The organism is Pedobacter steynii (assembly GCF_001721645.1).
GTDB classification, from domain to species: domain Bacteria; phylum Bacteroidota; class Bacteroidia; order Sphingobacteriales; family Sphingobacteriaceae; genus Pedobacter; species Pedobacter steynii_A.
The window spans coordinates 5,163,917-5,187,532 of the sequence record NZ_CP017141.1 but is presented as its reverse complement, the minus strand read 5'-3'; the positions used below and the strand labels follow the sequence as shown (position 1 = coordinate 5,187,532).

The window sequence follows — 23,616 nt, the reverse complement described above, 5'->3', positions numbered from 1 at the left end:
CCGCGATCTCGAAAATACAAGGCCAATAGCTTCAACCAACCTAAACAAATGTACAAAAATTGCACTCATCTGCGATACCGCCAACGCGCGCAGTATAAATTATGGAGAATCATGAAGCTAACCACTTTTCTCTTATTTGCATTGATCATGCAAGTTAGTGCCGGAACCTATGCACAAAAAATTACTCTCTCTGCAAAGAATGCAGAACTGTTCACCGTTTTTGACCGGATCAGCGACCAAAGTGGATATGATTTTATCGTCATCTATTCTCTGTTAAAAGACGCAAATAAAGTAAACATCAACGTAAAAAATGCAGAGCTGAAAGACGTGTTGGAGCAGATCTTCAAAGATCAGCCACTCGAATTCAGCATCAGCAACAAAACCGTACTGATCAGGAAAAAAGAACGCAGTTTCGTGGAGGAACTGATCCACCGATTTCAGGAAATTGATGTAAAAGGAAAAGTTCTTGATGAGCACAACCTTCCGCTTCCCGGAGCATCGGTAAAGGTAAAAGGAACAAAAAAACAAACCTTAACCAATCACAACGGTGAATTTAACCTCAGTAATGTAGACGATAAAGCAGTGCTTGTCATTTCCTATCTGGGCTATCAAAATAAAGAAGTTGCCGTTCAGGAGAACCTTGGAACCATCAACCTGACCGAACAAACCGGACAACTGGAAGAAGTTACCGTATCAACCGGATATCAGACCCTTCCAAAAGAACGCGTTACCGGAGCATTCTCCAGTATCCCTGCAAAGAAACTCGAGCAACAACGCCTAAGCAGTATCGGCTCTTTATTGGAAGGCAGGATTGCAGGATATAACAATGGTCTGATCAGGGGAACCACCTCTATGAAAGGGGTAACCAATCCTTTATACGTGGTTGACGGCTTCCCCGTAGAGAACACAAAATACAACACCAATGGCTCAATTACCGAAAATGTCCCAGGACTAAATCTGGAAGATATCGAAAGCATCACCGTATTAAAAGATGCAGCAGCAGCCTCCATCTATGGGGCAAGAGCAGCAAACGGCGTAGTGGTCATCGTTACTAAAAAGCCTAAAAAAGGCAAGCCTCAGATCTCGGCTTCCAGTACAATTACACTTTCGACTAACTCCATATATACCGATAACCTGACCAACTCAGCAGATATTGTGAGCCTGGAAAAAGAATGGGAAACCAACAATCCAAAGCTAAAAGCGGCAAATGCAGACACTTATGCGGCAAATGTATTGACCAATGCGGGTTACCAGAGCCAGGGCATCAAGGCCATCCTTGCAAAATATGCCGGAACATTAACTCAGGCACAACTGGAGGCTAAATTAAACCAGCTGGCTTCATCTGGTTATCAATATTATGATGACATGGAAAAATACAGCAAACGCAATCCATTTTATCAGCAATACAATGTGAGCGTTGGTAGTGCTTCCGAAACCAACTCTTTTTATTCGTCACTGACCTATCGCAACAATAAGTCTGAAGACAAATACACTGAAGACGAAACCCTGGGCTTAAACATCAACAACACCACAAAAATCAATAAATGGCTGACACTGGAACTCAGCAATTATTTATCTTATAATGGAGCTACACAACAAAACTACAACACACGATCTCCGGAATATGCCTATCTGCCATACGACCGTTTAAAAAACGAGGATGGCACTAATTTTACCTCTACCGGTGCCTCTCGCCTTAGCGCAAATACCATGTCCCTGATCAATTCCAATGGTCTTTACAACATGGACATTACCGCGTTGGATGAACAAAGCCGTAACCTGGGCAGATTGAAAAGTTTCAGCAACAGGTCATTCATTAAATTAAACGCAGACCTCACCAAATGGCTATCTTACCGCTCTACTTTTCAATACGAGTTTGGTTCAGATCGTTTCAACAGATTGTACGATAAAAACTCTTTTTATGTGAGAGATCAGGTAAATGGCTATGCGGGAAAAGTTTCCGGAGGACCGGTAACCTTTAACATGCCATATGGAAACATCAATTACGATCAGGATAGCTTTAGTACCGCCTATAATTTCCGCCAGCAATTAAATGTCGACAAAACATTTGGAGATAAACATAACCTGACGGCGATTGTAGGTACTGAAATCAGAGACACAAAGCTGGAATTCGAAGATCAGTATCTGTACAACTACGATCCAAAAGTTTTATCCTTCGATCTGATCAATGCTAAAGCTTTAGCAGCCGTACCAGGTGCAATTATTGGCGGTAAATATTTTTCAAACAGCAATATTGCCAGTCAGCGTGAAAATGTCAACAGATTCGTATCTGTTTATGCAAACGCAGCTTATGCCTACGATAGTAAATACCTGGTTACAGGAAGCTTGCGCTGGGACCGTTCCAACTTATGGGGCACCAATTCCAAATACCAGAATAAACCACTTTGGTCTGTCGGTGCAGGATGGAACATTTACAAAGAATCCTTCTTTAATGCCGACTGGGTAGACCTCCTGAAATTAAGGGTTTCTCATGGTATCGGTGGAAACATTGCTAAAGATGCAGCGCCTTACATGACGGCCTACTACAACAGCAATAATAACGTAGGCGGTTTACAGGGAACCATAGGCAACCGTCCAAATCCCCTGTTGTCCTGGGAAAAAACAACAACTGATAATATCGGTGCAGATTTTGCCATGTTCAAAAACCGCATCAGCGGATCCCTGGACTATTACCACAAACAGGGTAAGGACCTCCTGGCAAGCACCATGGGTGTGCCTACAGAAGGATTTGGTTTTAGTACCTACTCGATTAACAACGGCGAAATGACCAACAAGGGAATTGAGCTATCCATTTCTGCTGATGTAATCCGTAGCAATGACTTTACCTGGAACACCAGCATTTTATATGCCCGCAACAAAAACAAAGTTACCTATGTGAATGTCGAAGCACCGGTGTATTATTTGCAGCTGGATTACCCGCAAGCCTATCCAAGAATCGGAAACCCTTACAATGCCATTTATAGCTACCAATGGGCAGGATTAAGTGCAGACGGATTGCCTCAGGTGTTCAATGAGAAAGGAGAAAAAGTATTGAATTCACCGGCTACCTTAGGCTCTATTGTTTACAGCGGTTCAACGGTTCCTACCTATAGCGGTTCCTTTAATAACCTTTTGGAGTATAAAAACTTCTCTTTTTCATTTTTGCTGACCTTTGAAGGTGGACATAAAATGAGAAATACTTTCCTTCCGGTATTGGGAAGTGCTTATAATGGCGCCCTTGGAGGTTATGTCACTCAAATCACTGCGGTAAATAAAGAGATTAATGACCGTTGGAAAACTCCTGGTGATGAGAACAGAACGAATATCCCAAGATTGGTATTTGCAGAAGATCCGGCCTACAACAGCCAGAGTGCAGAGATCTATCAGAAAGCAGACATCAATGTGATTGATGCCTCAAACATCCGCCTTAGAAACGTATCCCTCGCCTATCGCTTGCCGAAGAACTTCCTTAAAAAAGCAAACCTTGAAAATCTAAGGTTCCAGTTCAATGTGGAGAACGCATTCACGATAGCGAAAAGTAAAGAAGCTAAGTATTTATTGAGTGGATATCGCCCGGCAAATTATGTATGGGGTGTTTATCTTAATTTTTAAATCAAGAAAAGATGAAGAAGATATTATCAAATACACTGAAAATCTCAGCACTGATACTATTAGTTAGTTTTAGCAGTTGTAAGAAATTCCTGGACGTGGTTCCAAAAGGGCAAAAAATACCAACCACGCTGGCCGATTATGAAGCCATGATCCGTGATGAATATGGAAACCAGCGTACCACAATTACACAGGCCATCCTGTTGATGAACGACAAGTTCGAAACCACGGCGAACCTGAATTATTACCCTTTGTATTCGGTCAATTATTTCTGGAATGAGAATACAGACCGGATTCCGATCAGCGGTAGTGATGAGGGACCTTATTACACTCCCTATACTGGAATATCGACAAGTAACCTGTTAATTGAGCATGTTCCTGCAGCAACGGAAGGCTCAGATGCAGATAAAGCGCAACTGATTGCTCAGGCAAAAGTGTTAAGGGCAGTTAACTATTATGTACTGGCCAACTATTATGCTGACACTTATGAAGCCGCTAACGCCGCGAATAAGCTATCTGTGCCGCTTATTCAGAGTGCAGACATCAATGCGCCACATACTCAGGTAAGCATCAAAGATTTGTATGCGTTTATGTTGAAAGACATTGACGAAGCGATTCCAAACCTTCGTGCAACAAGCGCGACAGCACTGCATCCGAATTTAGGCGCTGCTTATGCACTTAAAGCCCGCATCTACCTGACTATGGGGCAGTATGCAGAGGCCCTCAGCGCGGCAAATGAAGCATTGAAGTATAACGATAAACTGTTCGACTGGCCTCAATTTTATGCCACCTACAAAACCCAGATCGAACAACCGAACGTCTACACCAATGCTCCATCACCTATGGGGTTTGATTTTGTAGAGAACTATTATTTTCGTCATGGCAGCAGTAATTTCTCAGGACGTGAATCTGCATTGAGAACAGATCGTGTACCAAAATTTGAAACCGGAGATGCCAGATTCGCTTCACGCTGGAAATTGAGAACAGTTGCCGCGGATACCTATTATACAAGCATTACCATTGGCTTTTTTAACTATGGAGGGCTAACCACCACTGAGGTCTATTTGATCAAAGCAGAATGTCAGGCGCGTCTGAATGATATTCCCGGAGCGATGAACACCTTAAATGCGGTGCGTGTGAAAAGAATCTTTGCTCAAAACTACGTACCGCAGTCTGCCTCAAACACAGTTGAGGCCGTGAAACTGATTCAACGTACAAAAGCAAATGAGCTGATCAACAGCATCAGCACCTTCGCTGATCGACGTCGTCTGAATAAGGATCCGAACTATGCAACTACATTAACGAAAACAGAAAACGGACAGAACTATTCACTCTCTCCTACTTCTCATTTGTGGACCATGCCTATTCCATTGGGAGCCATTAAAAACCCGGGCAATGGTACTATCGTACAGAATGTAACCAAATAACCATCACCTTAAATAAAAACACAAATCACCTTTTAACAACATAAAAAAATGAAACACAACATACAAAAAGCGTTGGCAATACTGCCGCTTGCAGCGGTAATGATCTGTTCCGGCGCACAAAGTTTCGCTCAAAATGGCAAATACCTGTTGAAGGGAAATATTGCCAGTGCAACAGGTAAGATCTATCTGGCGCATGAGCTAAACGGCACCCCGGTAACAGTAGATTCCGCTAAAGTAAACAATGGCGAATTTGTATTCAAAGGAGCGGTTAAATCTCCTGGCTTTTACAGTCTGAGCAACAAAGGCCTGAAATACCCGATTCAGTTTATCCTGGAAAATTCAACAATTACCGTCACAAAAACTGCCGATAGTCTTTCGATGGCTGAGATCAAAGGATCTGCAGCTCAGGATGTATACATGGGTTTTTACAGCGGTCCATGGAAAGAAATTACGACAATAGCAGGTGGAATCTACGGCAAGCTCGATAAAGCGGAAAAAGCAGCGAAAGCTGCCGGAACTAAAGTGGATTCCCTGACACGTGCCGGAATTGATCAGGAATTTGCAGACCTGGACAAAAAAAATCAGCTGGCAGTAAAAAACTACATCGCTAAACATCCCTCCTCGGCTGGTGCTGCAGCGGTTATTTACGATCGTTTTATCGGCTATCCGAACTTCCCTGTCGCCAGGGAATTATTTACTGGTTTAACAAAAGAAGCCCAACAATCTGCTATCGGGGCGATGATCACCAAATCACTATCAATCGACGCAAAAACGGGTAAAGGTAAAGTTGCTCCTGCGATCAGCATGACCGATAAAGACGGCAAGATCGTTAAGCTATCTGATTTCAAAGGCAAGTATGTGCTGATCGATTTCTGGGCAAGCTGGTGTGGCCCTTGTAGAAAAGAGAATCCTAACGTGGTTGCTGCTTACAAAAAATACCATGATAAGGGTTTTGAAATCCTTGGCATCTCATTAGATTCCAAAAAAGATGCATGGCTGAAAGCAATTGAAGCAGATGGTTTAACCTGGACACATGTTTCTGAATTAAAAGGATGGCAAAATACAGCGGCTTCGGAATATGGCGTAAAAGCGGTACCTGCCAGTTTCCTGATTGATCCAAATGGTAAAGTCGTAGGTAAAGATTTGAGAGGAGAAGAACTGAATAAAACTTTAGCGGAGTTATTTAAATAAAAATAACCACATAAAACACCGCCTCATCAATAAAATGATGGGGCGGTGTTTTTATTTCATCTTTACATATTGTGCTCGGTAATCAGTTCCCCAATCTGCTGTACAAAATCGTAATCCAGTTCATCCTGAGTTTCCCAAACCACCTGGTCGCCATCTGCTTCCGCATAAATAACCCCCAGCTTGTTTTCACCTTCCAAGATCCGGTATAGTCCATTTTCCAATGGCTCAATTTTAAAATGATCTTCAAGCAACTGTATTTCAAATGATTCCATAGGTCTGTTTTTGATACTCAACATCCAATCGGCTTTTTTGTTTGGCAACGGCCTGCTATTCAAAAAATATAAAAACATACCGGGAAGCGCATTGTTGTTATTACAGAGCAATACGAATGTTAAACATAAAATAGTACTATGGGACAATTAAGCAATAGAACCATTGCCGTATTATCGGAAAATGGTTTTGAAGAAACAGAATTGACGAGCCCGGTTCAAAGATTAAAAGAAGAAGGCGCTACCGTTCATATCATTTCGGCTAAACCGGGAAAGATACAAGCCATGAAAGGCGATCATGACTGGACGATTGAGGTGGGTGTAGACAAAACCATCAGCGAAGCAAATGCGGATGATTATGACGGATTACTCATTCCCGGAGGTGTATTAAACCCAGATTCATTAAGAAAAAACGAGGACGCCATCGAATTTGTAAAAGCTTTTTTCAGCGCTGGAAAACCAGTAGCAGCCATTTGTCATGGTCCACAGGTGCTCATCACCGCCGAAGTGGTAAAAGGTAGAAAACTAACTTCCACAAAAACCATAAAAGTAGATTTGGTTAATGCAGGAGCAGACTGGTACGACGAAGAGGTAATTGTTGACGAAGGCCTGGTGACAAGCCGGAGTCCGGAAGATCTTCCCGCTTTTAATGATAAAATCGTAGAGGAGTTTGCGGAGGGTGTCCATCAGGGGCAGCATGTTTAAACTGGTATTAACACTTTTTAAAAACCCTAAATCATCGTCTTATGAATTATAGAAAGTTAATCGACTCCGCGTTAAGTAATCATCAGGATAAAAGCTTAACGGCTTTTGCCGGACTGATCGGTTTAGCCACGGGTGCTGCTATTGCAGTTTTATTCGCGCCGGATTCCGGCAAACGATCCAGAAATAAGCTGAGCACAGCTGTTCGGGGCCTCTTTGGCCAGTTCCAGAAAAACAATACCGCAACAACTGCCGAATCAGACGACCAACACATCACTGATCTTCGTGAAAGCGTCAGGGAACATGCAAGTCAGCTGGAAGGTTCAGAAAGCAACAGGAAAGACCCGACTAAAATTAAAATCCCCTCGGCTGGAACAACAAACTGGAAAAAACATCTTATCGAGGAATAGTCGTTAAACAGACAAATAAGGAATAAAGAAGCTCTGCTAAAATAGAATAGCAGGGCTTCTTTAGGTTATCGCCTGATTCAGGAAATTAGTCGTTTTTATCATCAAAATCTTCCGAAGAACTTCCTGTGTGACTTTCATGATCTTCGGGGTTCTTTTCGGGTTTATCAGAAGTTCCGGTATAAGCATCATCGCTCAGAGAATCGTACCCCTGAGTACCAGTGTTGTCCTTCCCGTCTCTCGGACTTACCGGAGTGGACGGAGTTATGTTTTTCTTAGTTTTGCTGTCATTTTCCATATCGAATGATTGTGATTTCCGCTATTAGAACAGCTTAGTTTAGATATTGTTTAAAAGAGCCTGAATATCAAATCCATACAAAGGATAAAAACTACAGCTGGTAGCTTTAAAAAAACATTAGTTAACCGGAGTTGTTATTAAAAAGATAGCGACGAAACTTATGGAAGATAAAATATACTGGATTTTCATCCTGGCACTGCCTGTTTCCTGCATCGCCTGGACGGTCACAAAAGAACAGATATTTAAAGAAGCACAGGTGTTTTTTTCAAACCGGTCTGAAAAGAGCAGGTATATGCTGGTAAGGAAAATTTGCTACATGTTTACCTGTGAGTACTGTTTCAGTCATTATGTAACCATACTCCTGCTGATCATCACACAATACAAACTATTGTATCCTGATTGGAGGGGTTATCTGATATCGGGTTTCGCAATAATATGGATCGCAAATGTTTATATGAGCTTATATAACATCATTCGCATCGACCTCAAAAAAGAAAAACTAATTGCCAGACAGCAGGAGGATAAATTAAAATCAGATAAAATTGTCGTCATAGACCAACATTCATAAGCGATGCCTTCAAGTGTGATTAAAAGCTTTGATTACGACCAGGATTCAGCTGTACTGTTGATCACATTCGTATCTGGGTTAAAGTATAAGTACATGAATGTTCCGCCTGAAGTATTTGCGATGTTAAAAGCAGCGGGGTCAAAAGGAAGGTATTTTAATCACCACATCCGGAACAAATTCAAATACAGAAAAATCAGAAATCACTAATACATATACCCTCAGACACTACCAGGAAAAGGTAATTTGTTTAAATACCAGTTTTGTACACGAGACCATCAACTGCACTACATAAACCAAAGCCAGGGAAACCCCGGCTTTGGTAAAAATTAATCAATCAACCCTTCCTTAAGCTGGAAGCTTTTTAAAAATATTCTCAATCACCTTCGGTAATTCATTAATTGCCTTCTCCGGATTATTCACTTCTCCTTCAGCCCAGCCTCTCCAGATCACCTTTTTAGTTCTGCGGTCAATTAAATCGATCATAATACTGCCCTGCTTTACATTTACGGTCCGCTGTTCATTGCCTACATAGACAGGAAAAGGATTACGGTAAGCGTAATAATAAAATGCACGGCCCCTGCGAATACCTACGCGCGGAATATATCTTCCAGGAGCATCGTAATACACCGGCTCATTATAAGACTTGGTTTCCATATTCACTACGGCAGTATACCTGACCAATAAATCCGGTTTCCGATTATTCAGCTCAAAACCCCTGCGATTTAGCTCCGTACTCGCCATCTCCACTATCCTATCTGCCGCGATGTCGTTATCATAAATATTCGAGGCTTTGGACTTTCCTTCAGGCAACCAGGCATAGGTTCGATATTCAGCATTCAGCTTTTTATTGCCTACTGAATAATAATTGTAACTGGAACAGGACGACAATACAGCCATCAGTCCCAATAGGATTAAAACTTGCTTTTTCATTGTTTTTTCTATTTGTGTGAAGTAGAAAAATTCCCATGCTAATTTCTAACCGGATGTTACCGGCCGCTCCTATATATTGGACTATAAAGGATTGAAAAAGATTAACGCAGTAAAGAAGATTCATCTTCCGATGCTCCCCGTTTCCAGTAAGAAACTACCGAGTAATTTACCGGTAACCAGGCAAGTGTCTCCTTAAAGTGCTGTCGTATCTTTTTCGCGCTATCAAATTCACCTGCGAAAAAAAAGAAGCTTTGGTGGTTTGCTAAGCTTAAATCCCGGACCACCTCAAAAAGCTTGCTGCCCATCTCAGGTTGCTCATTATAAATCCAGTCAATGTTGGCATTGGCGCTGGTAGATAGACTGATCACATCCTCTTTCCCATATACCTCAAGGATGGCCTTCACCTGTACATGAGGCGGCAATTGCTCCATCATTACTGCAATAACGGGAATTGCGGTACTGTCGCCAACAAAGAAATACGTCGCTTTCTCCGGAAACAGGGGCCGGTTACCTTCTTTCATGGCGATCCCCAGTTTACTTCCCGCAACCGCCCGGTTTGCCCAGTAAGAGGCTGGGCCATTATCCCCATGGGCGACGAAATCAATCCATAATTCCTTCTTTGAAATATCGATATGTCTGGTGGTATACGTTCTTTTTACCGAAGCTACGCCACCAATTTCAAGCGCATCATCCGGAAACAAAACCTCATCTGAACCAGGTGCAGGGATAAATATTTTATTGTTTGTACCAATTCCTGCATTGGCAAACTTTTCAAGTTGTTTCTCCGTCATGTCAAAGATGATGCGGATATAATGCGGGCTGAGGAATATTTTTTCCTTTACGCTGAAAACCGAGCGTATTACTTTTTTCTTTATGATTTCCATAGTGGATTTTATTTATTTACTGAAAAAAAATGGTTTACTTATGCTTATTAGAAAACACAATGAATAACGACAGCAGACAACTAATGGTACCAAACAAGTAAATTGCCTGATAACTGAACCAGCCTGCAATAAGACCTGCGATTGGTCCTGCCAGTGCGAGAGCGAGGTCAAAGAATGCGGCATAACCTGCTAAGGCCGTTCCCCTCATTTGCGGTGCCACCTTGTTAATAGCCAGCACACCCAAGGCGGGAAATATCAGCGAAAAGCCAACACCGGTAAGTGCACAACCCACAAGCGCCATGGTTTCGGTTAATGATAAGCAGATCAGAAGCTGGCCTGCAGCCTCGATGAGCAATGACACGAGTGCAACCCTATATCCGCCAAACCTATCGGGGAAGGAAGCGAAAAATACCCTCGTCAGAATGTACGACATCCCGAATATCATAAAAGCCATAGATGGGTTGCCCCAGTTTTTAGCGGCGAATAACAAGGAGATGAAGGACGAGATACAGGCAAATCCAATAGAAGAAAAGGCCAGTCCTAACCCCTGTCCGGCGATAAGGCCTATCACTTTGTAAAACGGAGTTCTGACATGCGAGGCGTCTACCGGTAACGTTGGAAGCTGAATGGTAGAGAGCCAACTGATGATAGATAGTACGATCAGCGTAAAAAACACAGAAGAAATGCCAAAAGTACTTTTCATCCAGATCGCCAGGGGCGCACCTATCGCGATTCCTGCATACATCGCAATCCCGTTCCAGGTCATCACCTTACCTGATTTCTGGGTGCCAACCAGGCCTATCCCCCAGGTTAAGGCACTGGTAATGGATAAACTTTCTGAGATGCCATGAACAATCCTCGCCAGGATGATCAATCCTAAAGCAACTAAAGCCAGCTGGCTGAAAATCATGGCGATCAGATAGATGATACCGGACAAGATGATCAGCAATATGCCAATTTTGCTACTTAACCTCGGACCTTTAGTATCAGTTAGCTTACCTGCATAAGCCCTGGTAAGTAAGGTAGATAAAAATTGTATTCCGATCACCACCCCTACGATGAGGCTGCTGAATTTCAACTCGTTTTTCACAAAACCGGGAAGTGTTCCTATGGTCATTCCGATGGTGAGGTAAATGGCGAAAACCGAAATGATGATTGGAGTAATAATGTGTCTATCCTGGACGCGTGTACCGCCGACAGCTAAAGTAAGGTTATTTGTTTCTTTCATTTTGTAACGTATGTGATTAATTATAATACGGCTACAAAATTAGGCTGCGAACCTGCCTCAAAAGATAGTCAGACAAGGGTTATGATTGGACAAATAATGGTTTTATGTTTCTGAATGTCATGGCAGTCATCCCGACATGTTTCTTAAAAAAGCGGGAAAAGTAGGCATGATCTTCGTAGCCCAGCGCATAAGCAACCTGTTTTACATCGAGAACGGTATAATACAACATCCGTTTGGCTTCCAGAATGATTTCCTGACTGATCCAGTAACTGGCCGGGAATCCGGTGATTTCCTTTATAATTTCATTCAGGTAAAGCGGGCTGATATTGAGCAGCTCCGCATAGTCTTTAACCTGTTTCAACTGGCTGTACTTTTCAGCTACCAGTTTTTTAAAACGGATCAGGGTATTATACTTTTGTCCTCCGATCACATGTGTAGCATGTTGTGCCCTGATGATACTGGAAGCAATCAATGCCGTCAGGCTGTCTGTAAGCGAACCGATGAGCTTTTTGCGCATGGGAGCTAAAGCATTACCCAATACTTCCTCCAGTATGGGCACCAGTTTAAATACCGCATCGTCTTTTTGAACCGGGACGCTTTGCCCCGCATTAAAATAGGCGCTGAAGATATCCCTGCTCTGTGCTGCAAGTAAACCTGTATCCACAAATACCATCCAACCCTGGGTATCTTTAAAGCTCAGGTAACGATGTACCTGTCCAGGTGCTACGAAGCATAAAGAAGCCCCCACTATGACTACTTCTTTAAAATCCACTTCCAATAAAAATGTACCCTCCTGCTGGATAATGAACATGTAATGATCATCCCTATGAGGCATCCGAAAGGCTTCGATATTACCGCCAATTGGATGGATCTCTATGCCATGCTCTTCCAGTTCGTCTACATGTATGGGTATGGATTGTTTTTTCATATAAACTGCAAAATTAATCATTTACTTTTACAGGAAATGAAATTACACCTCACTGATTCAAATTCCGGCGGCCATTTGCTGCTCATGAATGCAGAGCAATATTTTGAGCGTCTGTTCTATACCAAAGACCGCGACAATAAATATTTCACGATCGTCTGGAACCGGGCTGAGCAGCAGACCGTAACGATTGACGGGGAAGAAATGGTATTTCCGGCACAGTCTGTTCTACCGCTGATGTTCAATCAATCGTTCTTTTTTGATCGTAGTGCAGATGTCGTAGCCTGGCAATTCAACAGGGAATTTTACTGTATGGTGGATCATGATGCAGAAGTGAGCTGTGTAGGATTTCTATTTGCCATAGGCCAGAATCTGTTCATCAATCTGAACGAAGCCGCGCAGGAAAAAATGTTGTTATTGCTCAACATGTTCATTTCAGAAATGAACACTCCCGACCATGTGCAGAACGACATGCTGATCATGTTATTGAAGAGATTAATCATTACCGTTACCCAGCTGGCCAAATCAGCATACCTCCCGGATCCCAAAATGCAGAACGACAGGTTCAATATCATCCGTAAATTCAACCTATTGGTGGAAGGTAATTTTCACAATCAGCATTCGGTAAACTTTTATGCGCAACAGCTCAACAGATCCCCCAAAACATTGTCAAATCTCTTTGCCTTATTTCAACAAAAGACCCCCATCCAGATCATCCAGGAAAGGATCATCATTGAAGCAAAAAGGCTGTTATATTACACAGATAAGTCTTCCAAGGAAATCACCTATGAGCTCGGTTTTGAAGATCCGGCTTACTTCAGCAACTTTTTCAAAAAACACACTTCCTACTCTCCCATTGGATATAGAAATAAAAAACAAGTGATATAAGGGAAAAAATTACAATCTTATAGGAAGTATGTCTATTACCTGAGGCCTCCTTTCCTCCCATCTTTGTATTGTTGATACGAACCAAAAACTCAACGATAAAAAAGATGAAAACTCTAAATTTAAAAAGCAAAATCAAAAATGGTTTATTGGCCACAACAGTAGCTATCGCATCAGTAGCAGGAGCAGTGAATGAAGTAAATGCTCAGGAAGTAAAAAATGTAGTATTGGTACATGGCGCCTTTGCAGATGGCTCCGGATATAAAGCGCTTTACCAGGTGCTCACCAAAAAAGGATACCGGGTAACCATCGTCCAAAACCCTTTGTCTTCTCTGGAAGATGATGTAAAAGCAACACAGCTTGCTTTAGATAAACAAGATGGCCCGACAATTCTTGCAGGACATTCCTGGGGAGGAACAGTGATTACAGAAGCAGGAAATCATCCTAAAGTAGCTGCCCTGGTTTACATCGCAGCATTGCAACCGGACAATGGCGAGACCAGCATACAATGGCTTCAGACCGCTCCTCCTGCACCGGAAAACGGAGTGTTGCCTCCGGACGAAAAAGGGATCGCTTACTATGATAAAGCGAAATTCCACAAAGGTTTCGCCGCCGACATCAGTAAAGAAGATGCTGATTTCATGTTCGCTTCACAAGGAGCCTTTTATGCAAAAGGATTTACCACAGCAATTACCCATGCAGCATGGAGAGATAAACCGGCCTATGGTGTGATCGCTACAGAAGACAAAAGTATTGTTCCGGAAATCCAACATGCGATGTACAAACGCTCCAATACAAAAATCACAGAAGTAAAAGGAAGCCATGTGATCTTTCTGTCTCAACCTGAAAAAGTAGCCAGCGTGATTATCGAAGCGGCAAAAAAAGGAGTACAGAAAAAATAATAAAGATCAGTTGAAGAAACCGCATTCACCTAAACAGAGATTTAGGTGAATGCGGTTTTTTTAAGCCCTTTTAAAATCCACTGCTATCCAGTGCAAATTTACTTTTGGCATCCTTCCACTTTCCTTTGGTAAAATCAGGAAACTTTTGCGGCATATTGCCCTCTTTTAAAGATTGCTCAGAAAGCGGCGTGATCACGCTCATGGTCAACGAATCATAAATATCAATAGGCGTTTGCTTTTTCTGCTTCACAGATTCCACAAAGGCATTGAATACAAACCAGTCCATTCCCCCATGCCCCGCCCCCTCGGCCAGATGTTCGAACTTTTTCCATAGCGGATGGTCGTATTTATCCAGCCAGGTTTTGGCTTTATCCCATTCGTCGTAGGTTCCGGATTTACCTTCTACATAAATAGAATCGGCAACATCCATCCACAAACCTTCTGTACCCTGCACTCTGAATCCCAGGGAATAAGGTCTTGGCAAATGCGTATCATGAGTTAAGGTTACCGTCTCTCCATTTGCACAGTTCAGCATGGTCGTAATCAAATCCCCGTTTTTGAAGTTTACAGTAAGATTTTTATTCCCGGGAGATACCTTCTGAATATAGTTGTGCAAGCCCTTCGATTTTGAAGCAAAGGAAACCAGGTTTGTAAACTGATTCCCACAATTGATGTTGATGTAGTTCATAATCGGACCAGCACCATGGGTAGGATAAATATCTCCGTTCCGATCGGCATTCCATTGTGTCCGCCATTGTGCCTCACCAACCGTGTTGGGCCCAAATTCTCCACCTTTACCGTTAAAATTTACGCCATCATTAAACAAAACACCTCTTAAATCATGCTGATATCCACCTTCCAGATGGACCAGTTCTCCAAAAACGTTATTCCTGACCATATTCAATACCGCGAGCACATCCCTGCGATAAGAGACGTTTTCCAGGGTCATATAAGGGATATTTGTTTCCTCGTAAACCTTCAGGATCTCCCAGTGGTCTGCTACAGTAATGCCTGCAATCACTTCGCAACCCACGTATTTCCCAGCCCTCATGGCATCAATAGCCTGATCTTTATGGAATTCCCATGGTGTGGCAATGATGACCGCATCTATGTCTTTACGTTCGAGTAACTTTTTATAGGCTTCAACCCCTCCGGTATATTCGGCAGGAAGCTTCTTCCCTGCCTTCACAAACTGTGCGCGACAATATTTCAGGGAACGCTCCTGAATGTCGCAAATGGCCGTGATTTCCACATCAGAACGAAGGAGTCCTTCACTGATGTGGTTCCGTCCTCTTAAACCCACACCGATATAACCCAATCGGATCTTCTCTTTGGCATTTGCAAATAATGTCCCGGGTATCAGGGTTAATCCCGCCAGTCCGACCAATCCCTTGGCACAAAAATTTCGTCTGTTCATCTTTTTAACTGTTAATTAGCTGGTGTTTTCTGGCCTCTTTAAATATCCTGTCTTCCATGGATTCAGCATGCGCAAACAGCTCTTTCAGTAATTTCAGCTGCGCTCTGGTACGCTGAAGGTTATGGTGTTCGGATTCTATTTTATAATACCGGTCTCCATTGATATAATCCGTCAGAAACCTCACTGCCTGCATATAAGGAAGCAAAAGCACGCCCTTAATCAAAGACCTCAATTCCCATTCATTGATGAATTGTCTGACCTCTTCCATATAGCCTTTGGTGTACGCATTAAACAATGGAATGTTCAGTGTGATGTTCGATAATTCCTTGTCGTCCTCTGTAGTTCTATTGATGATCGTGCGGATCGCATCACCGAAGTCGTAGGCCACATAACCGGCCATTACAGTATCCAGATCGATGACACATTGTGCCCTGTCCTCTAAGTTTAACAACACATTGTTGAATTTGGTATCGTAATGGATGACGCGTCTGGGCAAGGTAAGCAGTTGTTCATCCTGCTGAAAAAACGACATCGATCCGGAAGAGGCATCAATGGTTTCAAGTTCTTCCTGCACAAGTGCAACGCGGCCCTTAGGATCTTCAGTCCTGGCCTGCGCCAGCTGTTCCAGCCTTTTCCCGATGTGGTGAAAATCAGGAATCACCTCATACATCAGGTCCGGCGAAAGGTCAACCAGCATGGCCTGAAATTTCCCGAAAGCCTTTCCACCTTCATAAGCCTGTTGTGCTGTTTCTACCACATCATAAGTTTTGGTATCCTTTAGGAAATGGCACATCCGCCAATAATTCCCATTGCTGTCCTGATAAAAATAAGGTCCTTCTTTGGTGGCAACGAGCGTCATGACCTCCTTGTCGGGATTGCCTTCTCCAGTGCTGAGCATCTGTTTTTTAAGGTGCGCAATCACCCGGCACATGTTTTCTATCAGTTTGGGCACATTTTTAAATACCTGATGGTTGATCTTCTGAAGCAGGTAATCATAATCCTCTGTCACCAGATTCTTGAGGCGATAGGTATCATTAATATGTCCTGTACCATAAGATTTCAGTGTAGAGATCTCCACATGACATTTGAATTTGGAGGTAATTTCAAATAAGTTTTCTATAGTTTTCAAAATGAAACGATTAAGGGTTTCCGGATAATTTTAATAGGCAGTCTCATCTGCGCCAATGTCTACACGGCCATTTCTAACTCTAGCGTCCTTATCAATGTCCAATTCTCCGGGTTGAGCCACAAATGAGGGAAAGCCGGTATTCACACATAAGGAAGCACTGGTTAAATGGAGGTTTGGATTAGGTAAGCTGGCGGAAACAAAGGAAGGTGTCCCATAAGTGGAATTGGCATCTAAACCAGTTGCAGTTTTAAATGCAGCCAGAGAGCCATAGGTAGTCTGATTAATACTTCCCCAGTCGAAGGTGATGTTAGCGGAAGAACCTGAAGCAGAAAAATAGTTATTGTAGTTAAAAGACAGATTTGTAGCGTTATAACCAGCAGAAGCCACAATCACAATATTACTGGCCGACTGGATAATGTTGTTCCTGATAGAAAGCTGATCGGTGTTCTGAAGGTGGATTTCTCCGCCCCAGCCGGTTTTTGAGAAATTTTTGAACAGGGTATTATTGGTGATGGTAGAATTAATCACTTTACTATTGGGTGCATTTGCGCCCATAATGATCCCCGCTTCCACATTATTGTAGATAAAATTGCTTCGGATATTGATCCCTTCCGTGTTGTTGTTATTGTTTTCACAGCCTGCACTGATGCCTGTGGAGTTCTCATAGGTGGTATTTCCTTCGATGTTGATCCATTTTCCGCCATCCACATAAATGCCTGCAGAGGTAGCCACCGGCGACACACAGCGGTATACGGTATTGTTTTTCACATTGCCATTGCGCGCAAAATTAACATTGGCAGGTGCGTTTGTCCAGGAATAATTACCTGACAGATCGATGCCGATGTTTTTAATGTCATGAACCACATTACATTCTACCAGAAAATTCTCGACATTACCAGTCAAGGTCAGCCCTTCGCTATATCCGGTATTACAGTTATAGATCTCATTACTACCAATATAGATCTCGTTATAAGATGTTCCTGTTGAGCCAACCACGATCAGTGGACTGGCATTATCTGTACTGGAGGGCACCGCACTGGAATTGGTCGTCCAGCCGATATTATAAATTTTGCAAAAGGTAAAATGAACATCAGTACCGGAACCTACCATATAAATTCCTTTGGCGTTACTTCTGTAATTGTTCGCAATGCTGATGTGATCAATCCTGATGTGACTTTTACTGGCTATTGCGATCATCTCATTCTGAGCTGAGTTAGTGGCATTCACCCCATCCAGGATCACCACCCCATTGTTATAATTGGTTAAAGTAATCGGCTCTGCACTTGAGGCTCCTGAATTTGACCAGTACAGTCTTTCCTTATACGTGCCTCCTGCTACATAGATCGTAGCGCCGGCACCATCGGTGGTTTTCCATAATGCGGCCTGAATGGTTTTAAGCGCCAGAGCTGGGGAGGTTCCCGCATTCGCATCGTTTCCGCTGCTGCCGTTTACGTAAAAGCTGGTAATGGCCAATAGGTTTTGTGCGGAACTTTCTTTCTCATTTTTGGCGGAAAGACCATTGATTTCATTGTTTTTGGAACAAGCGGTCAACAGGAATGCTAATATTCCCAATAGGAAGAGATTTTTCATCGTGTTTAATTTTTAGGGGTTAATAATTCAAATACAGGGAGCCTATCCAGGGCTACTTCAATTGTTATGTTTACCGGGCCTTTTATCTTTTTGCCCTGATCATCCTTCCAGCTGCCTTTTGGCAGGTAAACGGTCTTCGTACCGCCATCCCATACCATCGGGGCAACCAGGTATTTACTGCCCAGCATAAATTGTCCATTGACCTCCGCGAAACCCTGATCAGGAAACTCGTACTCCATGCTGCGTACCAGGGGCTCGCCGGTTGCAGCTGCCTTTTTTACCTGTTCCATCAGGTATGGCGTGTACTTAGCCCGTATAGCGACCGCCTTTTTAACCGCAGCCAGATTTGGTTTGGAAAGCACACGCCAGGGTGCCGCAGAAAACTGCATCATCGGCATCAATGCAGAGCATTGTGCAGACCGAACCACCAACTGCTCATCCAGTTTATCTTTACCGATAAATGAACCATACTCTCCGCCACCGATCATATCCGGACAGGTAAATTGATAACCCAATAAACCGGCCGTGGTCAAATGAGGTATTAGTTTTTGCAGGTCTTCCCAATTGTGTTTTTTATCGCGCAGGCGTTGTACCAGCGGCTCGCCTCCCATCTTCCACATGGCGCGGTATTCATTAAGCGGATAGGATAAACCGATTTCTCCCCAAAGCCTGCTGTGCTCATTTGGGCTTACTTTTTTAAATGCTAAACCATTTGCCGGATAAAACTCCGCATCGCCGGCATCAAACTTAAAGCCATCCAGGTGATAGGTCTTGACCATATGCTCCAGTCTGCCGAGAAACCAGGTTTTAGCCTCAGGATTGGTAAAATCCATAACGGAGCTATAACCATTCCACCAGGGAATGATGGCTGGTTTCTCCGCTTTTTCCCATGACATACCGGAATCTCCCCCATGGTCTAACAACAATAGTTTTTTAGCAAGCAATTCCCTGAAAACTTCCGTATCCGGTGATACAAAGGGGCTCACCCAGAGCATCACTTTGAAACCCAAATGATGCAGGCTATCTACCATTGCCGCTGCGTTTGTAAACCGGTCTGCTCTGAAATCGAACCGGCCATAATAATCGGCCCAGTTGTCGTCGATCATCAATACACCCGCTGGGAAACCGTTATCAATAATCGCCCTGGCGTAGTTTAAAATGTCCTGCTGGTTTTGGTTATAAACCAGCTCTATCCAGGTATTGTATTGAGGTTTGCTAAACAACAGGGTATCTGGCAGTTTATTTTTAGCAGGAAAGAAGCGTTTTGAAGCATTGCCAAATGCCTCTTTTAAGTTTTTACCTGCGGAATCGATGGTGACAACGCTTTTCGCGGCGCTGATGACCAGCTTGTTTTTTTCGAAGCTGAACTTAAAGGGCTCTTCGCTCCAAATGAACCTCCCTTTGCTGGACACCAATAACGGCACCGCCTGGTTTCCGCGGATATCGCCATACATATTCAGGCTATAGCCATCTTTAAAGGGCATCAGATGGGCTTCGTTTACCGCGCCGCCATACCATTGCTCACCCGCTTTAATGTTCAGGCTGGTTTGTGCATAAAGCGGCAAAGCCGAAATACAAAACAGAAAGCTGAATGACAAATATATTTTAAAGAACCTGATCATTTACAGTAGTGTTTAGTTAATCTTTACCGTATGGTTTAGTTTATTGTATCCTGTAGTTGCCTCCCAGACATTGGCATTGGCCAGACGGATGCTGAACTCAGGTTTTGTCGCAATACTGGCATAAGCATCCGGTAGATTGAGCAGCATTTCGTAATCACCTGCCGGGAAATCAGCAGGGATCTGAATGCCTTCCGTAACCGTTACCGCTCCGGAATACCATTTCCTGACATCTGTGGCCAGGTCGAAGGACTTCAGTGCCCCATTTTGGGTATTGCGCAGGATCAACTTTACCGTGCGTTTGTTATAAGGTGATGCATAACCTACATTTTTAAGGTTTAACTTAATGTTCATCTGGGTTCCTTTAACCGCATTATCGGGCAGTCCAGCGCTCTGTAAGACAAAACGATACCCCAGGTTCCGTTTAATGTTATCCATACATCCCCCATCATGCCAATCGTTATTGACAGCGTTGTTGTAATGGGCATTGATGAAACTGTAATGTAATGAGGCAAATTCTGCCTGCGCTTTGCCGGCAGGTTCGCAATTGTTAGCAGGGCTATAATCGTCGGAGCAGGTTTCGCCACCAACCACCACAAATTTGCTGTCGGCCTTGAAGTAATCTTTTAAGGTGTTCAATACCACACCATCCGACCTGCTTGGCGAGGAGCTGTTGCCATAATCTACATAGGTACCTAAATCATTAACGCTTGCCATAAAACAGTCGTTATGATAACCTAAACGTGCGATATCACTTTGAGTAAAAGCATTACTCTCTGTTAAAGCGGCGGATGTGATCGGGGCGTTAACGCCATAAAGATAACGTTGCTTGATCTGCGGATAACGCAGCTGGACCATCCTGTCAGCTGGTACTGCCTCCAGCAGGGCCTTGATCACTGCTATACGGTCTCTCCAGTTATTGTCCAGCAATTTCCCCCCCTGACCGCCGTTATTGGAAGCATCGCCAAAGAAATCGCTATAATATTGCTCTCCCCAGGTTCCGATAAAGCCCAGCTGCACGCAGGCAATCACATCTGCATTATCGCGCAAAACAGGTTTTAGCTGTGCAATGTGGTTAAGCACAATGGCTTTAGGTGCATCACCATATGGCGGACAAATGAAACCTTCCGGACAGCTCCCCGACTTTGCGGTAACCGTATATACAAAGCGTGGGATCAATTTCACACCGGCAGCACGCGCCGCTTCAAAATCCTTTTTAATATTGCTGATAAATGAGGCTGAAATGGCGGTATTCACCACATCATCCAACACATAATACCTGAAAACCAAAGTACTCAACACCTTATAATTTGCACTTTGTATGGACTGAAGCGAACGGTAGCCCTTCAGTTCCTCCGCAGACAATGCTTCATAGTTACTGGAATGGGTTTCAGAATAACGGTAAAAACCGCGCTCCGGGTTAGGAAAATCTTCAGTACTTTCTGTGTAACTAACGTTTATATTGTCAATTTCAATCAGGTTATTTTCCTGATTTTTACAGGAAGCAGCTAGCAGCATTGCTGCCAGACCAATGCTTAGGGTAGCACATCTCATTTTTTTCATCATGATCGTATGTTTAATAGGGTTTCTATTTTTGATATGGAATAGAATTGCTATAGTTTAAAAAAGATATTTCGCTGATACAGCCAGTAACACAGGAACCACTCGACAACCAGTGCCGTGATGGCCGATACTATCGCAGCCACACTAACCGGTACGTTTAAGAACAGGTGTAACAGATCGCCGGAGAAAATCGCCACCTTGCCGTTTAGCCACTGCAGCCCCACGGTCTCAAAAAACAGGTAGATAAATATGGCGTTCATGCCCACTACCGTAAAAATCCAGGCATATTTCACATTGCCTTTCACATCTACCAGCCAATACACTGCAGCCAGAATCAGCAGGACCCAGCCCACCGAAACCAATACGAATGAGCTGGTACTGATGCGTTTGATAATGGGGGTCAGCCCCGACAGGTCCAGGCCAAAACCGAGAACCAGGGCAATGATCCCCGCGATCACCAGGACCTTTATTTTGTAACTGGTCGTATTGCCGGAGATCAGCAGTTTACCTGCCAGTACCCCCCAGATGGTATGCGCTGCTGTAGGGATGCAATTGATGGTTACCCAACCATCGCTGTTAATCTTACCCATCAGCAGGGTATCCACATAAGCGCCGAAGTTCCTCCCTTCCACAAAAGGCTGGTCAAAACCAGGCATCAGCAAACCACGGTACAACACTTCGGTAAGTAAAAGCAAGCCAATGGAAAACACGAGCTGCCAGGTATAAGACCGGTTAATGATCAGATAGGCAACGATCATCGTGAACGACAATTGCGTCAACACATTCCAAAGCTCCCAAACGGGCTTGTCTGCATAAACGCAATGCAATGCGACCCCGCAGATAAAAAGCTTCAGACTGCGGATCAGGATATGGGACAGGTTATCGCCCCAGCTTTGTCCTTTTTCCAGTTTACGATGGTAAGAAATATACATCGCCGCCCCTGCCATAAACATAAAGGCGGGTTGAACCAGATCCCAAAAGCGCAGTCCATGCCATGGGTGATGAAAGAACTGGGTGATCAGACCAGCCATAGGTGCTGTGGGATCAATGTGCATAATCGCTTCATAAACCCTGCAGCTTTCCGCGCAAAGCAGGATCATAATCATTCCTCGCATCACATCTAAGGACACTAAACGCCCCTTAGCTGAGTGATCAGCAGTTAAAATCTTTTCCATAAATTGTTGTGACTGAAATTATTCGTTCATATCCAGGAAGAAACTTGAAGTTCCTTCGTCAGGTGCATTGCCCAGGTTTACCGACCAGTCATTTTTAATGACCTGTATCCCGATACGCATACCTGTACCCGTTAAACCTTTCAGCTTACCACGTGAAATACGCAGCTCAAATTTGACAAGCCCGCCTTCTTCTTTCACCGTACCTACGGTATAAGCCTCAGCTATCGACTGGGGTTTAAATCCGGAGAAGTCACTCTGATTGGCGCCCGTATGGTAAAAGATATCTACACCAGCGGTAAGCAATTGACCCTCCATTAACACATCATAACCGCCATCAGTAAACGTACCGGTAAGCCAGCCCGTAGCCGGATTGTTGTCTGCATCGATGAAGAAATCAAAAATAACCGCGTCTGCCTTTTTGCCGGTCATCTCTCCATACAGGTATACATAGTTGCCATCGTAATCCAGTTTCACCTGATTAAAAATGCCCTTTTTCGATCCTAAAGGAATCACATTTTTGGTCACCGTGCTCCAGTCGTCCAGGGAATTGTCGTTAATCTTCACCGGAGAAACTTTGGCGATCTGCAATACCGTTGATGCTTCCACAAGTTTGCCGTTTACGGAGGCCATCAGGGTCGGAACATATTTGCCCTTACCCGGATAAGTATGGCTTGGATTTGCCTCGGTTGAAGTTTTGCCATCCCCAAAATCCCATTGGTAATTGCTCACACCTTCGGTTTTTATGCTGAAAGTTGCAGTAGCCCCATCCACCGTTACTTCATATAATAAATCGGTTTTGATCTCGGTTTTATCCTTTTTACAGGAGCTGAATATTGAACCTGCGATCACCAATGACAGCAGGAACAGATAAGCTTTTAATTTTTTCATATCAATTTGT

At 43.5% G+C, this 23,616-nt stretch carries 22 protein-coding genes; 9 read left to right on the top strand and 13 right to left on the bottom strand.

Going from position 1 to position 23,616, the window contains the following annotated elements; all coding sequences use genetic code 11:
- Positions 1 to 111: 111 nt before the first annotated feature.
- From BFS30_RS21370 to BFS30_RS21360, 3 genes are read left to right on the top strand one after another with little or no spacing between them, the layout of a single operon-like run.
- Positions 112 to 3,612 (top strand): SusC/RagA family TonB-linked outer membrane protein, encoded by a 3,501-nt coding sequence (locus BFS30_RS21370; protein ID WP_083252168.1) that lies wholly within the window; start codon positions 112 to 114, stop codon positions 3,610 to 3,612.
- An 11-nt stretch (positions 3,613 to 3,623) separates the two neighbouring features.
- On the top strand, positions 3,624 to 5,036 hold the full coding sequence (locus BFS30_RS21365) for a RagB/SusD family nutrient uptake outer membrane protein (RefSeq protein WP_069381144.1): 1,413 nt from the start codon (positions 3,624 to 3,626) through the stop codon (positions 5,034 to 5,036).
- A 48-nt stretch (positions 5,037 to 5,084) separates the two neighbouring features.
- Positions 5,085 to 6,227, top strand: a complete 1,143-nt coding sequence (locus tag BFS30_RS21360; RefSeq protein ID WP_083252167.1) for a TlpA disulfide reductase family protein — start codon at positions 5,085 to 5,087, stop codon at positions 6,225 to 6,227.
- A 62-nt stretch (positions 6,228 to 6,289) separates the two neighbouring features.
- Here the strand turns inward: BFS30_RS21360 and BFS30_RS21355 are convergent, their stop codons facing one another.
- Positions 6,290 to 6,499, bottom strand: a complete 210-nt coding sequence (locus tag BFS30_RS21355; RefSeq protein WP_157262995.1) for a hypothetical protein — start codon at positions 6,497 to 6,499, stop codon at positions 6,290 to 6,292.
- A gap of 138 nt (positions 6,500 to 6,637) precedes the next feature.
- On the opposite strand from BFS30_RS21355, the gene BFS30_RS21350 reads away from it, so the two are divergent.
- Both BFS30_RS21350 and BFS30_RS21345 read left to right on the top strand, forming a co-directional pair.
- Positions 6,638 to 7,201: a type 1 glutamine amidotransferase domain-containing protein gene (locus BFS30_RS21350; RefSeq protein ID WP_069381142.1), complete on the top strand. Its 564-nt coding sequence runs from the start codon at positions 6,638 to 6,640 to the stop codon at positions 7,199 to 7,201.
- 41 nt (positions 7,202 to 7,242) lie between these two features.
- Complete coding sequence (locus BFS30_RS21345) at positions 7,243 to 7,608, top strand: YtxH domain-containing protein (protein ID WP_069381141.1); 366 nt, start codon at positions 7,243 to 7,245, stop codon at positions 7,606 to 7,608.
- Positions 7,609 to 7,693: 85 nt separating this feature from the next.
- On the opposite strand, the gene BFS30_RS21340 is transcribed toward BFS30_RS21345, so the two are convergent.
- Positions 7,694 to 7,903 (bottom strand): hypothetical protein, encoded by a 210-nt coding sequence (locus tag BFS30_RS21340; protein ID WP_069381140.1) that lies wholly within the window; start codon positions 7,901 to 7,903, stop codon positions 7,694 to 7,696.
- 160 nt (positions 7,904 to 8,063) lie between these two features.
- Here BFS30_RS21340 and BFS30_RS21335 point away from each other — a divergent pair, with 160 nt between their 5' ends.
- Both BFS30_RS21335 and BFS30_RS21330 read left to right on the top strand, forming a co-directional pair.
- Positions 8,064 to 8,471, top strand: coding sequence for a hypothetical protein (locus tag BFS30_RS21335; RefSeq protein WP_069381139.1), 408 nt, complete (start codon positions 8,064 to 8,066; stop codon positions 8,469 to 8,471).
- Positions 8,472 to 8,474: 3 nt separating this feature from the next.
- Positions 8,475 to 8,678 (top strand): KTSC domain-containing protein, encoded by a 204-nt coding sequence (locus BFS30_RS21330; protein ID WP_069381138.1) that lies wholly within the window; start codon positions 8,475 to 8,477, stop codon positions 8,676 to 8,678.
- Between the two features lie 138 nt (positions 8,679 to 8,816).
- Here BFS30_RS21330 and BFS30_RS21325 read toward each other — a convergent pair whose 3' ends face one another.
- The 4 genes from BFS30_RS21325 to BFS30_RS21310 form a co-directional block, all read right to left on the bottom strand.
- Positions 8,817 to 9,401, bottom strand: coding sequence for a DUF4136 domain-containing protein (locus tag BFS30_RS21325; protein WP_069381137.1), 585 nt, complete (start codon positions 9,399 to 9,401; stop codon positions 8,817 to 8,819).
- Positions 9,402 to 9,502: 101 nt separating this feature from the next.
- Positions 9,503 to 10,285: a siderophore-interacting protein gene (locus tag BFS30_RS21320; protein ID WP_083252166.1), complete on the bottom strand. Its 783-nt coding sequence runs from the start codon at positions 10,283 to 10,285 to the stop codon at positions 9,503 to 9,505.
- 34 nt (positions 10,286 to 10,319) lie between these two features.
- Positions 10,320 to 11,513 carry an MFS transporter gene (locus tag BFS30_RS21315; protein ID WP_083252165.1) on the bottom strand — a complete coding sequence of 398 codons (1,194 nt, stop codon included), beginning with the start codon at positions 11,511 to 11,513 and terminating at the stop codon, positions 10,320 to 10,322.
- A gap of 79 nt (positions 11,514 to 11,592) precedes the next feature.
- Positions 11,593 to 12,441, bottom strand: a complete 849-nt coding sequence (locus BFS30_RS21310; protein ID WP_167353178.1) for a helix-turn-helix domain-containing protein — start codon at positions 12,439 to 12,441, stop codon at positions 11,593 to 11,595.
- A 36-nt stretch (positions 12,442 to 12,477) separates the two neighbouring features.
- Between BFS30_RS21310 and BFS30_RS21305 the strand changes: the two genes are divergently transcribed.
- Complete coding sequence (locus tag BFS30_RS21305; protein ID WP_069381135.1) at positions 12,478 to 13,326, top strand: helix-turn-helix domain-containing protein; 849 nt, start codon at positions 12,478 to 12,480, stop codon at positions 13,324 to 13,326.
- Between the two features lie 104 nt (positions 13,327 to 13,430).
- The gene (locus BFS30_RS21300) at positions 13,431 to 14,225 is read left to right on the top strand and encodes an alpha/beta hydrolase (RefSeq protein ID WP_069381134.1); all 795 of its coding nucleotides are present in this window, start codon (positions 13,431 to 13,433) and stop codon (positions 14,223 to 14,225) included.
- Positions 14,226 to 14,295: 70 nt separating this feature from the next.
- Here the strand turns inward: BFS30_RS21300 and BFS30_RS21295 are convergent, their stop codons facing one another.
- The 7 genes from BFS30_RS21295 to BFS30_RS21265 are packed head-to-tail and all read right to left on the bottom strand — an operon-like array spanning position 14,296 to position 23,606.
- Positions 14,296 to 15,642, bottom strand: coding sequence for a Gfo/Idh/MocA family protein (locus BFS30_RS21295; protein ID WP_069381133.1), 1,347 nt, complete (start codon positions 15,640 to 15,642; stop codon positions 14,296 to 14,298).
- Between the two features lie 4 nt (positions 15,643 to 15,646).
- Positions 15,647 to 16,771, bottom strand: a complete 1,125-nt coding sequence (locus tag BFS30_RS21290) for a phosphotransferase enzyme family protein (RefSeq protein ID WP_069381132.1) — start codon at positions 16,769 to 16,771, stop codon at positions 15,647 to 15,649.
- Positions 16,772 to 16,801: 30 nt separating this feature from the next.
- Positions 16,802 to 18,361 carry a right-handed parallel beta-helix repeat-containing protein gene (locus tag BFS30_RS21285; protein ID WP_069381131.1) on the bottom strand — a complete coding sequence of 520 codons (1,560 nt, stop codon included), beginning with the start codon at positions 18,359 to 18,361 and terminating at the stop codon, positions 16,802 to 16,804.
- Between the two features lie 5 nt (positions 18,362 to 18,366).
- Entirely contained in the window at positions 18,367 to 19,983 is a 1,617-nt protein-coding gene (locus BFS30_RS21280; RefSeq protein ID WP_069381130.1) for a glycoside hydrolase family 31 protein, read from the bottom strand.
- Between the two features lie 12 nt (positions 19,984 to 19,995).
- Positions 19,996 to 21,546, bottom strand: a complete 1,551-nt coding sequence (locus BFS30_RS21275) for a DUF4832 domain-containing protein (RefSeq protein WP_069381129.1) — start codon at positions 21,544 to 21,546, stop codon at positions 19,996 to 19,998.
- Positions 21,547 to 21,593: 47 nt separating this feature from the next.
- Positions 21,594 to 22,718: an acyltransferase family protein gene (locus BFS30_RS21270; protein ID WP_069381128.1), complete on the bottom strand. Its 1,125-nt coding sequence runs from the start codon at positions 22,716 to 22,718 to the stop codon at positions 21,594 to 21,596.
- Positions 22,719 to 22,736: 18 nt separating this feature from the next.
- Positions 22,737 to 23,606: a PKD domain-containing protein gene (locus BFS30_RS21265; RefSeq protein WP_069381127.1), complete on the bottom strand. Its 870-nt coding sequence runs from the start codon at positions 23,604 to 23,606 to the stop codon at positions 22,737 to 22,739.
- Positions 23,607 to 23,616: the final 10 nt, after the last annotated feature.